12 protein-coding genes, 4 tRNA genes and 1 pseudogene are annotated in these 12760 nt (G+C 40.4%); 9 read left to right on the top strand and 8 right to left on the bottom strand.

Annotated features, from left to right (window positions below; translation table 11 throughout):
- Positions 1 to 15 precede the first annotated feature (15 nt).
- Both NLP_RS35130 and NLP_RS22620 read right to left on the bottom strand, forming a co-directional pair.
- Positions 16 to 702, bottom strand: a complete 687-nt coding sequence (locus NLP_RS35130) for an AMIN domain-containing protein (RefSeq protein ID WP_234017030.1) — start codon at positions 700 to 702, stop codon at positions 16 to 18.
- A 324-nt stretch (positions 703 to 1026) separates the two neighbouring features.
- Entirely contained in the window at positions 1027 to 2079 is a 1053-nt protein-coding gene (locus NLP_RS22620; RefSeq protein WP_104908318.1) for a helix-turn-helix transcriptional regulator, read from the bottom strand.
- A 100-nt stretch (positions 2080 to 2179) separates the two neighbouring features.
- On the opposite strand from NLP_RS22620, the pseudogene NLP_RS22615 reads away from it, so the two are divergent.
- Positions 2180 to 2329, top strand: a pseudogene (locus NLP_RS22615) (Uma2 family endonuclease); the annotation flags it as partial.
- Positions 2330 to 2869: 540 nt separating this feature from the next.
- Here the strand turns inward: NLP_RS22615 and NLP_RS33455 are convergent.
- From NLP_RS33455 to NLP_RS22595, 3 genes are all read right to left on the bottom strand, one after another.
- Complete coding sequence (locus tag NLP_RS33455) at positions 2870 to 3874, bottom strand: transposase (RefSeq protein WP_158680498.1); 1005 nt, start codon at positions 3872 to 3874, stop codon at positions 2870 to 2872.
- Positions 3875 to 3895: 21 nt separating this feature from the next.
- Positions 3896 to 4747: a hypothetical protein gene (locus NLP_RS22600; protein ID WP_104908316.1), complete on the bottom strand. Its 852-nt coding sequence runs from the start codon at positions 4745 to 4747 to the stop codon at positions 3896 to 3898.
- A gap of 141 nt (positions 4748 to 4888) precedes the next feature.
- On the bottom strand, positions 4889 to 5548 hold the full coding sequence (locus tag NLP_RS22595; protein ID WP_104908315.1) for an Npun_F0813 family protein: 660 nt from the start codon (positions 5546 to 5548) through the stop codon (positions 4889 to 4891).
- A 357-nt stretch (positions 5549 to 5905) separates the two neighbouring features.
- Here NLP_RS22595 and NLP_RS22590 point away from each other — a divergent pair.
- Positions 5906 to 5978: transfer RNA gene (locus tag NLP_RS22590), tRNA-Arg, on the top strand.
- Between the two features lie 252 nt (positions 5979 to 6230).
- Positions 6231 to 6632 carry a hypothetical protein gene (locus tag NLP_RS22585; RefSeq protein WP_104908314.1) on the top strand — a complete coding sequence of 134 codons (402 nt, stop codon included), beginning with the start codon at positions 6231 to 6233 and terminating at the stop codon, positions 6630 to 6632.
- A gap of 426 nt (positions 6633 to 7058) precedes the next feature.
- On the opposite strand, the gene NLP_RS22580 is transcribed toward NLP_RS22585, so the two are convergent.
- From NLP_RS22580 to nadA, 3 genes are all read right to left on the bottom strand, one after another.
- Positions 7059 to 7130 (bottom strand) — tRNA-Thr (locus tag NLP_RS22580).
- 87 nt (positions 7131 to 7217) lie between these two features.
- A tRNA-Tyr gene (locus NLP_RS22575) sits at positions 7218 to 7303 on the bottom strand.
- Between the two features lie 124 nt (positions 7304 to 7427).
- Positions 7428 to 8402 carry a quinolinate synthase NadA gene (gene nadA, locus NLP_RS22570; protein WP_104908313.1) on the bottom strand — a complete coding sequence of 325 codons (975 nt, stop codon included), beginning with the start codon at positions 8400 to 8402 and terminating at the stop codon, positions 7428 to 7430.
- 149 nt (positions 8403 to 8551) lie between these two features.
- Here nadA and NLP_RS22565 point away from each other — a divergent pair, with 149 nt between their 5' ends.
- From NLP_RS22565 to NLP_RS22540, 6 genes are all read left to right on the top strand, one after another.
- On the top strand, positions 8552 to 9472 hold the full coding sequence (locus tag NLP_RS22565) for a TIGR04168 family protein (RefSeq protein ID WP_104908312.1): 921 nt from the start codon (positions 8552 to 8554) through the stop codon (positions 9470 to 9472).
- A 131-nt stretch (positions 9473 to 9603) separates the two neighbouring features.
- A tRNA-Ser gene (locus NLP_RS22560) sits at positions 9604 to 9688 on the top strand.
- A 246-nt stretch (positions 9689 to 9934) separates the two neighbouring features.
- Positions 9935 to 11374, top strand: coding sequence for an AAA family ATPase (locus NLP_RS22555; RefSeq protein ID WP_104908311.1), 1440 nt, complete (start codon positions 9935 to 9937; stop codon positions 11372 to 11374).
- A gap of 29 nt (positions 11375 to 11403) precedes the next feature.
- A complete protein-coding gene (locus NLP_RS22550; RefSeq protein ID WP_104908310.1) occupies positions 11404 to 11928 on the top strand; it encodes a hypothetical protein in 525 nt (174 codons plus the stop codon).
- Positions 11929 to 12018: 90 nt separating this feature from the next.
- On the top strand, positions 12019 to 12285 hold the full coding sequence (locus tag NLP_RS22545) for a FitA-like ribbon-helix-helix domain-containing protein (protein WP_104908309.1): 267 nt from the start codon (positions 12019 to 12021) through the stop codon (positions 12283 to 12285).
- Complete coding sequence (locus tag NLP_RS22540; RefSeq protein ID WP_104908308.1) at positions 12282 to 12740, top strand: type II toxin-antitoxin system VapC family toxin; 459 nt, start codon at positions 12282 to 12284, stop codon at positions 12738 to 12740. Before NLP_RS22545 ends, NLP_RS22540 begins: the two co-directional genes overlap by 4 nt.
- Positions 12741 to 12760: the final 20 nt, after the last annotated feature.

Raw genomic sequence — 12760 nt, 5'->3', positions numbered from 1 at the left:
AGTCCTAGTTGCAGTTCATGCTTCGGGTACAGTGTATCCATCTTGCTCACCGGTCACTACAAGCTCAATCGGCTCATCAGTAGAAACTGCTGGTTTTTCCGGCTGATTTTCTTGGGTGGGCTTCTCTTCGGTTGGTGATTGTAGCGTTGGGGGTTGCTGTGCAGTCGATGCAACTGGCGTTAAACCAAAAATCAAGCCTTCATCACTATCAAATAACTCAATTTTTGGCACTCCCACTTCACCCGTTACCGTCACCCGAATACTATTGGCATCTATCTGAGTAACAGTAACAGCACTAATTCCGGCTACTGGGTTGTCTGAGCGAAACTCCTTCGCATTTGCCAAAGCTAATTGGCTATTAGAAATATCTGTAATTAATGTGTTCCCCTGATTGCTACTTGTTGGCTTTAGTTTTTCACCTTCTTTGGTTTCGAGAATTACTTCTATGCCAGTGTTGGTACTGTTAACTCGTACTCCTGTCACCTGTACTGGAGATTGGGTGTTAGGAATTGAAGATTGAGATAGGAAATCTTTTATATTGGTTGCAGGTCTATCAATCTCACTCAATCGAGGGATTTTAGCCACTACTGACCCTCTTTTGCCCTCCTTTACTTGGGGAATCTGCTCAATTGCTTCTGCAAAAGCAGGTTGAATTAGCAGCACAGAAAGCACACCCACCATGAAGAGTTGTCGTTTAAACATTGTTGTCCCACATACCACACTTGCTAATCTGATTGGCAATAGTGCCTAATTTTTTTCCAACGAATTAAAAATTATTTGCAAGTAGTATATGGGATTTGGCTGATGAATTTCTCTTCAAGCCGGACTTTTTTCTCTTCAAGCCGGACTATTTGTGAATGAATAATGTTGTCACTTAAGATAAAATGGCTAATAGACATCTCCAGGCATGAGGTATCAGCCCAATCTGTACAAGGGTTATAGATTCATTTTCACTCCTATGTCTAATGAGAAGCCCGTAGAGTACTGCGATCGCAGTCGATCAAAATATAGCTAAGTTATAGAAACTTAACCCAGAGAGATTCTACCTGCTATCTGGTAAGCTTTGGGATTAATGCCAAACTTACGTCGGAAAGCGGCACAAAAAGCTGTGGGGCTGGTATAACCTACTCTGGCCGCAACCCCTGCAACAGTCATTTTTTCAGCTAACAGCAGTCTTTGTGCTTGCTGCATTTGATAATCATGCAAGTATCCGAAAACGGTATTACCAAATACATGACGAAATCCTTGTTTAAGTTTGCGTTCATTTAACCCTACTTGCCGTGCTAAGTCGATCAAAGATGGTGGATTGTGAAGATTATTGATTAAAATTTCGCTAGCTTGATAAATGCGATCGCACTCATCCCGTTTTAGGCTAATCCAATGATCACTAGGCTTATCAGTTTCAACCATCTGACTAAACTGTAAAGCAATGAGTTCCAATGTCTTTGCTTCTAGGTAGACACGTCTCATCATTCCTTGGTAAGGACAGTGCATAATTTGTCGCACTGCTAAATGCATTGCAGATGTCATCTTGCCAACATCTAGATGAAATAAAGGCGCTGAGTCGGCTTCGATGAATGGCTTGAGGATATCGGGGAGAGAATCTTCTTGTCCCGCAGTTAAAGTTCGCAGCAGATGAGACTCAACTCGAATGCGGATATTTTGCAAAAGTCCAGTAGGGTGTACCTCAATTTCGCGGGTTCCGGGCAGAAAAAATAAATAATTTTCTCCCGCCTGTTCGCAATTATCCTCTTTAATACCGTAAATTTGCTCTCTGCAACCGCCTGCCACGATAAAGGCTAAAGTCAAGGGAAAAGACTCAGAATGTTGACCTTCGTCTCCCCAATTTATAGGAGTTTCATAATTACCAATCTGCAAGTAGAGTCCAGGACGTAACTCAATGACTTGAATAAACCCTTTTTTCAGTTCATGTTGCCACGTTTCAATATATTCAGAATCGTTGGATTGGCAGGTAATTTCACCTGTTTCTAAACCTTCTTGCCATAATTCATCAAAGTCAGCTTCTGTAAAGATGATTGTCATGGTTAAATGAGAAAGATTTTTATTGCTTGCTCTCATTTTCCCATCTACATAGACGCTCTCTGGGCGGCTTGTGGAAGATATAACGCTGCACTATGTTAAATTCAAGCTACAACTCCTGCGGATGAGGAACCAATTAATGGCGGCTTCTGTGGAACATGGCTTAAATAATAGCGCTTTTATTCCTCCTTTAGAAAGTGGCGATCGCTTAACCCGCCACGAATTCGAGCGTCGTTATACAGCAATACCGAATAAAAAAGCAGAATTAATTGAAGGAGTCGTCTACGTGATATATAAGCCGATAACAATTTCCCCTTTTTTATACTATCTATCTGGGGAAGTTAATGAACAGCATTTTTGGTGTGAGGTAATTTGAGAGAATTAGGGCTATTAGGGAGAAGGTATTTAGCGAAAGTCTTTGAAAACAGCTTGATTTTCAATTCTATAGAAGTGATGCACGAACGCAATGCTCACAATTTCCCCCTAGATTTGGCGGCGGGTAAGGCAGTAACTGTAGCAACGATCACACCTGTAATTTACGGTTAATTGTAAGTTAAAATTCACTGCGCTCTCTGTCTAGAGAGCGCTTTTTTCATACATGAAGCTATAGGGTGGCCGCCGAGATACGCGGCAGCCACCCTATAAAGCCTGCATTTCTTAAAGTAATCTCTAGGGCGCAGGCTAGGGTAAAAGTAGGTAGGGCAGGGCTGTTTTGCTCCCTAAAAAATGTAAAATTACAACTATCTAGGGGATGAAAAATCATGGATGCAAAGATGAAACAGCCCTGTTTTTAATTACTGAATCGATGCTCTACTCTAACTACTAACTCCTAAACCGTAGACAACGAATAGACTTGACCATCGATCAGTAGTCGCGTGATGCCCTTAGCTTGTAGATGAGTACGAGCCTTATGGAGCATTTTACTATCTGGAACTTTAATCACGCGATCGCGTTTAGTAGAAAAACGCTTGGCGACGCGATGATTATCAAACACCGGCAGAGTTCTTTGCTGGGTTTCTAGGCTGGGAATTTGTCCCAAGTCACCAAAGTCCTTCAGAGGTCGCGTAATTAATTCTGAAGAACGGTCAATTACCAAATAGCAAGTTTTGGGCAAATTGGCTACCGACAGTGGTAAAACTTCAACTGATGTTTCACCTGGTCTTCTTCTTGTAACTAGAGGTCTTTGCTCATCTAAGTCATCATCATCAAAGTCTTCTTCCTCAAAGTCATCATCTTCTAAATCATCATCTTCTAAATCATCCAAATCCTCGGATTCGTCGAGCAAATCATCGCCCAGCATGTGCGCAATGACAGCCGCTCCTGGATGTTCATTCTTTAGCGGTGGGATGGGAATGCTGACTGTTTCCGGCGGCTTTGGCTCTGGAGTTTCTAATTTCTCTGTGACTCGGAGTTTGGGTTTCTCCGTCGCCGAGGGGCGTCGCCGCACTCGTCTACTAGCAGCAATTGACTCCGCCGTTTCCTCCGAGTAAAGTTCCTGCTCTACACGAATTATCTTACGTGGTAGTGGCTCAACCTTCGGCACTTCCACAGGTGGGCTTTCGCTGGGTATAACTTCTATCTCCGGCTCTGGTTCTGGTTGACTCAGTAGGGGTAACTGCTCGTAGCTTACCTGTGCCCTTCCCTCAGGAGTTCTCGCAGCCCGCTTTAAAGAAACTAAGTATTCATACTCATCCTCTGGCAAAGTGCTTTTGAGCAAACGACTAATTGTCGAGTTACTCACACCATAGCGGTCTGCCAAAGTTGAGGTTGTTTCGGCAGTCTCTCGATATAACTTAAGAATTTCTTGCTTGTCAGAGTCTGTTAATTTTCTCACGGTAGATACCAAAAATCCTTACTAAGCTCGTTTACGTCCGCTGGTACGCCGCGTTCGTCTTAGTGATGCGTCATATTCTAAGACAGCGCCCATGCCAAATAACACTCCACTAAACACCCAAAACACTTCTAATATCTCTCCACTTTGATAATTGGGGCCTTGGGCGTATTTAAACCACATATCTGCAATGTAGAGCGAAAAGGCCGCCGCTGCAATCATTCGCCAAGACTGGGAAACTCTTCCCCCCCAAAAGGCTAGTAGTAGAGTGGTAGCAATAATTAACAAAACTACATCGCTAACTACGTAAAACCAATTCAAAATAGCGACTAGCAGTTCTGAGGGTGTTTCCTGTTGCATAGAAATCCACCATGCCAACAAACTACCGAACACTGCAATAGCTAACACAATTAGCCACTGCCATTTTTCTAGATTGATTCGCCTGGAAGCCACAGCTAAAATCATGCCTGCGCCAAGTAATAGATAAGTCAGTACAAAAAATATATCGCCCACAGACACATCCGGTTCATCTTTTAAAACTATTTCGGTATAGCCGAAAATTATCCCCCCAACGAAATAGGAAAGCATACCTAGCCCAATTAAGAGCCAAACATTCCGGCCACTGACGATTTGCGGACTCAGCCAGTTCCTCAAGCATAAGATACTAGCACCCAAATAAGCTAAAGCTTCAAAAATATTTGTACCAATCACATACCACTCAGCCCGGCTTTCTATGCCATCTGCTCCGGGAACTTTGGCACTAAACAACAAAAAGTATAGCAGTGCCAGTACGGCCCAGCCAATATTAGCTAAGACAATGTTCTGAGTGGTGAAAATTGATTTAGAAAGAAACGAATTTTCGTAAGAGTTATTCATAGGACTTGACTTATGTAGATGCACTCTGGCAGTATTTTGAGTTAAAGGACTGTATATCTTGCAGTATGTCTGTCAGGTAATACACAATCGGACACCAAAAGCAAGTGCCAATGGCAGGAATTTTGTAAAAAAACTTCCATGCTACTGCCATAGTTTAGCCAGTGGCGATTGATTTAGCCAAGTGATAAACAGCGATCGCTCGGCTTCTGGCATATCTTCTAGCTTATAAATCACTTGTTTGGTAAAATTAGCGTTGCCAAAATAAGCTTTTCCTAATCGATGCAGTTCTTGTAACAGGATAACTACATGATTTTCTTGCCAATCAGGTATTTTGGCTGTCGACAAAGGATTAGTAGATACCAAATATTTAACTGCTTCTAGGGAGGATGCTTGGGGAAATTGCTTCTGCTTTAACACCTCCGCAATATCTTTTTCAAATAAGGCAGCTTGCCTAGCACCTAAAAACTCTTCAATATCGATAGAAACACCTTGCAACAGCAAAATAGTGGCTTGGATTAAAATCGCCGTTTTGCCATGACCACCTGTGTCACTATCTAGCTGCTCTAAACGGATTTTACCCCAAACACTAAAGCGTTCCGGTTCCTCCAGCAAAACACAGGCTTTACCTCGGTTATCCGTTAATTCTCTCCATAAGCCTCTAGCTTCTTCCTCTTGACTAGCTTTGAATACGCTAATCAAGCGAAAAGTCTGCCCTTGATAACTAAGGATCGGCACCTGCTGATCCTTTTTTGGGTGCTGAATGCTTGATATTTCAACATCCTGCCGTTTGAGAATAAACATGGCACTAGCAAATAACTCCTCACAGGGGCACTCTTAATATGGAATATATAATGGCATTTGGCAGCATCGCCAAGGCTGAAATTACCTAGCATACTGTGGAAATGAGCCTAGCGATCGCTAGATCCTTCCCGAAAGTAGCCGCCCAGAGAGCGTTGGCGTTAACAGGCAAATAACCCCTTAACAACTCAATATATCTAAACCAATACTCCATCTGTTTCGTTTTTAGTGTAAATTGACTAGCTAGCGACTAGCATCTTAGCCTTGCTAGTGGGAAATCTGCAATTTTTGATTGCTTCTTGGTAGGAGAAGACGATATAATAGTGTAGGTGACTCCTTCAGGAGCCACTATTTTGTTTTGGGCGCGTAGCTCAGTGGATAGAGCAATTGCCTTCTAAGCAATCGGTCGCAGGTTCGAACCCTGCCGCGCTCGTTTTAACTCAATATGAACCCTCAAGCACTGTGAAGTGATATGATGATTTAATCGATTGAGGGTTCGTTATTGCTGCATCATACCAAGAACAAAAGCAATATTGCTTGCTGCAACGAAAGCGATCGCCGATATAGGGTAGAAAAGCCACCTAAAGGGTATTGGGTTAAGAAAGCTTATGGAAAAGTAGAACGACAGTTAACAATCATGACGAAGATTGAAACTTATTGAGTCTACTCAAAAAAATCTAAATAAATGAAACCTTTTTTATACACAGAAGATATTCCATCTAATCGGAGTGAGGTTTTAGACTCTCTTAAGGGACTTGCGATACTTAATTTGACTAGATATAGTTGGGAGCCACCTGATATGGCGGTTCTGGAATACGGCATTGAAGCAAAAGAAGTTTTTTCACTGACAGCCGGCTGTCTTATCATGAGCTTTGACTCAGGGCTAATTATTGGATATGGAAGTCAACCATCAAAAAACTCAGTTACTATCTGGATTGAGAAAAACGAGGCTGCTGAAACAAGTGAAGAACTAGCTGAAGAAGATAACGAGCTTTATCCAGTAGATGCAACAGATGCAGTATACAGTAATAACTTTTGGGCTAGGTTTGTAGGGCAACGTATATCAAATATAACTATTTTAAAATGAAGCTACAGCAGCGTACTATACGCAGATATTGCAAATAAAATTGGATTACTGTTTGAGGTAGAAGATGGGAGTAGATTTATCGCTTCTCACGAATTACATGACGAGTCGGATGATTTTTCGGTAATTCAGGAATCACAGATTGATAATGAAATTCGTAATGAAATCCAAGGACTTTAGAGGAGAGAGTGAAAAAAGGGTGTTGTTGAAGACTAAGATAAATATCTCTGTGGCTTGTACTGAGCCTACAAAATCATAGCCAAATCATAGCCAAAAAAACAACCTAGATATTCAAAAGTCTGACCTGATAGTCAAAATCATAGTCAGAATAGTCACAAATGCAAGTAAGAGACTTAGCTTTTCAACATCTAAATTCCTTCAAAAGGCTGAAGCCCTTGCTTTTACGTTGATTATTTTATCAATTTAAAAAGCCCGTGACGAGGATTGAACTCGTGACCTCACCCTTACCAAGGGTGTGCTCTACCACTGAGCCACACGGGCAAAATATAACTTTGGTTTTTTAGTTGTAAGTTACAATGCTGGGAGTCTTGCTCTTTACCCAGTCATTATAACTTATAACTTCGTAAGTGGTGGGCCGGGCTGGATTTGAACCAGCGTAGGCGCTAGCCAACGGATTTACAGTCCGTCTCCATTAACCACTCGGACACCGACCCAATTTGTCTCACGATTTAAAATATTAGCATCATGTTTTATAAATTGCAAGAAGTTAAAAAAAATAACTTGTGGATAGAGACGCAACAAAACTGCGTCTCAACCATACGTATAAACCTATACTAGCTACACGCTCATTTCCAGCATTCGCTGCATTGGTCGCAGTGCAGCAAGGCGAATATTTTCTGACATGGTGATTTCAGGAGTGCGATTTTTCATTGCCCAATAGAGCTTTTCTAGGGTGTTTAACCGCATAAACGGACATTCGTTACAAGCACAATTATTCATCGGCGGTGCAGGAATAAAATGCTTGTCAGGAGCTAGTTTTTGCATTTGGTGAATGATTCCAGGCTCCGTAGCAACGATAAATTCTTTAGCAGGGCTGTTTTGACAATATTTGAGTAAAGCTGCTGTAGAGCCAATAAAGCTGGCGTGGCGCAATACACTACTTTCACATTCTGGGTGTGCGATCGCCTCTGCTTCGGGATGGGCAATTTTTAACTGGACAATTTTCTTTTCCGAAAAGGTTTCATGGACAACACAGCTACCTTGCCATAGCACCAAATCTCGTCTGGTCTGTTCCATCACATACCGTCCTAAATTCCGATCTGGGGCAAAAATAATCGGCTGTTCCTTTGGTATCTGCTGGACAATTTTTACAGCGTTGGAACTGGTGCAAATAATATCGCTCATCGCCTTGATATCAGCAGAGCAGTTGATGTAAGATACCACTAGATGATCTGGATGCGCGGCTTTAAAAGCTGCAAATTGGTCTGGTGGACAACTGTCTGCTAAAGAACAACCAGCATCCAAATCTGGTAAAAGTACTAATTTATCAGGATTAAGTATCTTTGCTGTTTCTGCCATGAAGTGAACACCAGCAAAGACGATTGCATCCGCATTGGTTTTTTCGGCGGCTCTTGCCAGTTGTAATGAATCCCCAATAAAGTCGGCAATATCTTGAATATCTGGCTCTTGATAATAATGTGCCAGGATAACTGCGTTGAGTTCTTTTTTGAGACTCTCAATCGCCGCAAACAAATCTAGTGGTAGTTCACCCAGTTGGGTGTTTTCTCGTTGAGCTAATGCAGTGGTAAACACAGTTTAGGGGTGCTTTATGTTGCAAATTTATGTCCTGTGGATTCAATTATAGTAGTTTTTACCAAAAATAGTGGACGGTTGATATTTTGGGGTTGTGTCCAAATCGGGTTGAGTTTCATATCCTGGAGATAGACGGCAAGGAAAGTGGCATGACCAGTCAGAAAACTCAATCGATAACTCTCAAAATTGCTGTAATTGGAGATGTTCACGACCAATGGGAAGTGGAAGATGGTATTGCACTCAAGCATTTGGGTGTTGACTTAGTGCTGTTTGTGGGGGATTTTGGCAATGAATCGGTGGAAGTGGTTAGAGCGATCGCCTCCCTCGATATTCCCAAAGCAGCCGTGATGGGCAACCATGATGCCTGGTATACCGCCACCGAATGGGGACGTAAGAAGGCTCCTTATGACCGCTCTAAGGAAGACTGGGTACAGGAACAACTCGATTTATTAGGCGCGTCCCATGTCGGTTACGGTAAGCTAGATTTTCCCGCTTGGAATTTAACTGTAGTGGGGGGTCGTCCCTTTACCTGGGGTGGCCCAGAGTGGAAATTCGCGGAAATCTGTAAAGAACGTTACGGTGTGACGAGTTTGGAAGAATCCGCCGATCGCATCTTCAAAGCAGTCAAAAGCGCCGCTTACGAGACGATTATATTTTTGGGTCACAACGGGCCTAGTGGGTTAGGCGATCGCCCCGAAGACCCATGTGGCAAAGACTGGCACCCAATTGGCGGCGATTTTGGTGATCCAGATTTTGGCGAGGCGATATCTCTTGCCTTGACTGCTGGTAAAACCATTCCCCTGGTGACATTTGGTCACATGCACCGAGATTTACGCCATACCAAGAAGGTGCAGCGCAAGCCCATCTTTAGAAGTCCAGAGGGGACAATTTACTTGAATGCAGCCACTGTGCCCAGGATTGTGGAAAATGACAGCGAGAAGTTGCGTAATTTTTCCATTGTCACTCTAGAGGGGGGTGTGGTTTCGCAAGTTTCCCTAGTTTGGGTGGGCAATGACTTTCAGGTGGCTTCAGAGGAAATTTTGTATGAGCGATCGCGTAGTGTGTCGTAGACATTGGCATCTACTAGTGCAATCTGCGTAGATGATACGATATAGTATTATCTGTCAGCTTTAGTGCTAACCAACAAAAGCGTCTAAATAGCGTCTGAAAGTAGAGTAAGCAAAAGTTTGACAGATTTATTGGAGAGGTGGCAGAGTGGTCGATTGCGTCCGACTTGAAATCGGATGAGGCTAAAACCTCCGGGAGTTCGAATCTCCCCTTCTCCGTTGAAAGATTTTTGCATAATACATTACAGATAAACTCTCTGACTAACAGATTCAAGTTTATGAGAGTGAATCAAAGTTATATTGCATATAACAGTAAGGCTAAAGATAGCCCTGTTATCATTCAAGGTATTAGGATTGCTATATGCCATTCAGCAACAAATTATGATTTACTGACTTTACAAAGCGTGGTAGGTTTAGTTGAAATTATATAGAATTAACCTTGAGTAATTAAAATCAAATGATGTCATGAAAGTAGAAATTCATAACTTAGGTGTTATCGAAGAACTTGAAATTGACTTAAAACCCCTTACTGTTTTTATTGGAAGAAATGGCACTGGAAAAACTTGGACAGCTAATACTTTAGCATCTATATTTGGTAAAAATGGATTTGATAGGTATTTCAAAAGTTACATTGATGGCAAAACTAAGCAGAAATATCCGATTCTAGATAATGCTATTGAGCAATTTATCCAAGAAGGAAATGTTAGTATTGATTTAATTAATTTTGCTGAGGAGTATGCAGAAGCATATATTAATGATGTTGCTCAGTCATCTCCTAGTTTGATTAAAACATTTATGAGTAGTGAGCGTAGTGATTTTAAATCAAGGAAGATAAGCTTTAATTTAGCTACGGTAAAACAAGAAATACTTGAGAATGTAAAAAAATATAGCTTAGAAAAACAAATTTATTTTGGTTCACAAGGTAAAGAGTATTTAAATATCTTAAAGGAAATTGATGAAAATAATATTTACTTTAACATAATTTGCAAAGGTAGTTTTTTAAAAAAAATCCCTATAAGGCTATTTAAAAAACTTTTACTTCAAGAGATTTTCCAGATACTTCATAGTTCTTTTTATTCAGATGTTTATATATTTCCTATACAAAGAACTACTTTTCCAACCTTTCCTTTTTCTCTTGAAAAAGAAAGTTTGGAATTTGAAAATGTCAATTTTGATAATTTTGATGAAACCTCTGATATTAATTTAGATGTTAAAATAATATCTGAACGCTCAGATAAACCAAAAAATAAAAAAACAAGTGAGCCAGTACAAAGTTTAATAGAAATATTAGCTAATGCATATATAAACATAACAGAGGAAAGAGAAGAAGAAATTCAAAAAAGACCAGAAATTGCCATTTATGCTGAATTAGCAGAATTATTAGAAAAGCAAATTTTGCAAGGTAGAATAGATTTTAATGACCCTGGATTAGAAAATAAAATATTTTTTCAGCCATCAGAAAAAATCAAATTAGAAATAACAGTTGCTTCATCTCTGGTTCAAGGACTAACACCTTTAGTTCTTTGCTTACGCTATCTTGCTGAACCGGGTGAGTTGCTAATTATTGATGAACCAGAAATACATTTACACCCTTCTGTACAAGTAGCGATTACTGAATTTTTAGCAATGTTAGTCCAAGCTGGTCTAAAAGTATTAATTATAACTCATAGTCCTTATATTTTGGATCATCTATCGAATTTGATGAAAGCTGCTCAATATAAAGATAAAGAAAGTATAAAAGATAAATTTTATTTAGAGCGAACAGAAGCTTTTATCCCTCAAGAAAAAGTTTCTGTATATCTGTTTGAGGATGGTATGGCTAAGAATATCTTAAATCAAGAAGGCCGTATAGATTGGGATACGTTTGGTGATGTATCTGATGATATTTCCCATATATTCCCATAATCACTCTTAAGCTAAGGAGTGATTTAAGAATGCTTTTCAATAAATTATTGTTATCAAGTTGTTTGCTACCAGGAAAAACAAGTTATACAGAAAATGGAGTAGAGATAAATATAAAACCATCTAGCGGTGAAACAATTCTCTTTTTTCTAATAGACAATCAGTCAAATCCTAATTGTAAATTGCGTCAAATATTAGGATTAGAGCAAGAAGGGATGAAAATCTGTGATCTAATAGTCTTTTATGCAAAAGAGAGTAAAAGAATAATCTGCTTTGTAGAATTGAAAGGTGGTGATGTAAAAACAGCTACAGAGCAAGTCATAACTACATATACATATTTTAAAAAATCCTTGAAACAGTCTGAACTATCACTAAATTTTATTGCAAAAGCATATATTAAATCTAACAGTTCTGTACCACAAGAAATTGATAAATATAAACAGGAATTAAAGCAGACATTTGGCGAAGGTAACTACGATATTAGCAAGAATTCAGATTTAGGTAACTTTCTGCGAGGAGTTGAGTATCAACCTAAAGGGAAATCAAAAAAAAAGTAGATAATTGAGAATAATTGAGAGAAAGCGATCGCTCCCCCTTTTGCTTGCATAGTGCTATCATTTTGATAAATTCTACTTTGAGATAAAACGATGGCTACCCTTTATGTAAGAAATTTACCCGATGATTTGTATGCAAAGCTGCAAGAGTTAGCCGCATCTGAACACCGTTCAATTAACGCCCAAGTTATAACTCTGTTAGAACAGGCTTTAAAGACTGAAGCACAGCAAACAGAAGAAGAAAGACGAAAGAATGTCCCAAAACTTTTAGAGGAAATCCGTCTTCGCCGTGAACAGCTACCAACTGATATCGAATGGCCTGATAGTACTGCCATGATTAGAGAAGATCGGGACAGATGACAATTCCTCTTAGGTGCGTCGTCGATGCCAGTGTGTCCGTTAAGCAATTTATTCCCGATCCGCTAACAGCCAAGGTTAATCAACTGTTTGCTCACCTTGCCTATCCCCAGACAGAAATCTTTGTACCTGATTTATTTTACATTGAGTGTGCAAACGTTTTGTGGAAGTATGCTCGTGCAGGTAGTTACGATGTTTCTCTGATTCAGGGGAATTTAGCTAGTCTCAAAGCTTTTCCGTTGCGTGTTGTCTCCACGGCTGATTTGATGGCGGATGCAGTGGCGATCGCCTTAAATTATGGAATCTCTGCCTACGATGGTTCTTATGTTGCACTTTCACAGCAGGTAGGTGCTACTTTGCTGACTCTTGACGGTAAGCTGGTGAAAGCTCTAGCAGCTTCGTCTTACAATGTTTCCTCGTTTAATGACTTTGAGGTTCCGCCCTTAGAGTCGACATAATTCGTAATTCAATTCTCAAA

Source organism: Nostoc sp. 'Lobaria pulmonaria (5183) cyanobiont' (genome assembly GCF_002949795.1).
Classification (GTDB): Bacteria; Cyanobacteriota; Cyanobacteriia; order Cyanobacteriales; family Nostocaceae; genus Nostoc.
The sequence above is the reverse complement of the archived record's forward strand: the minus strand, read 5'-3'. Positions and strand labels throughout refer to the sequence as shown.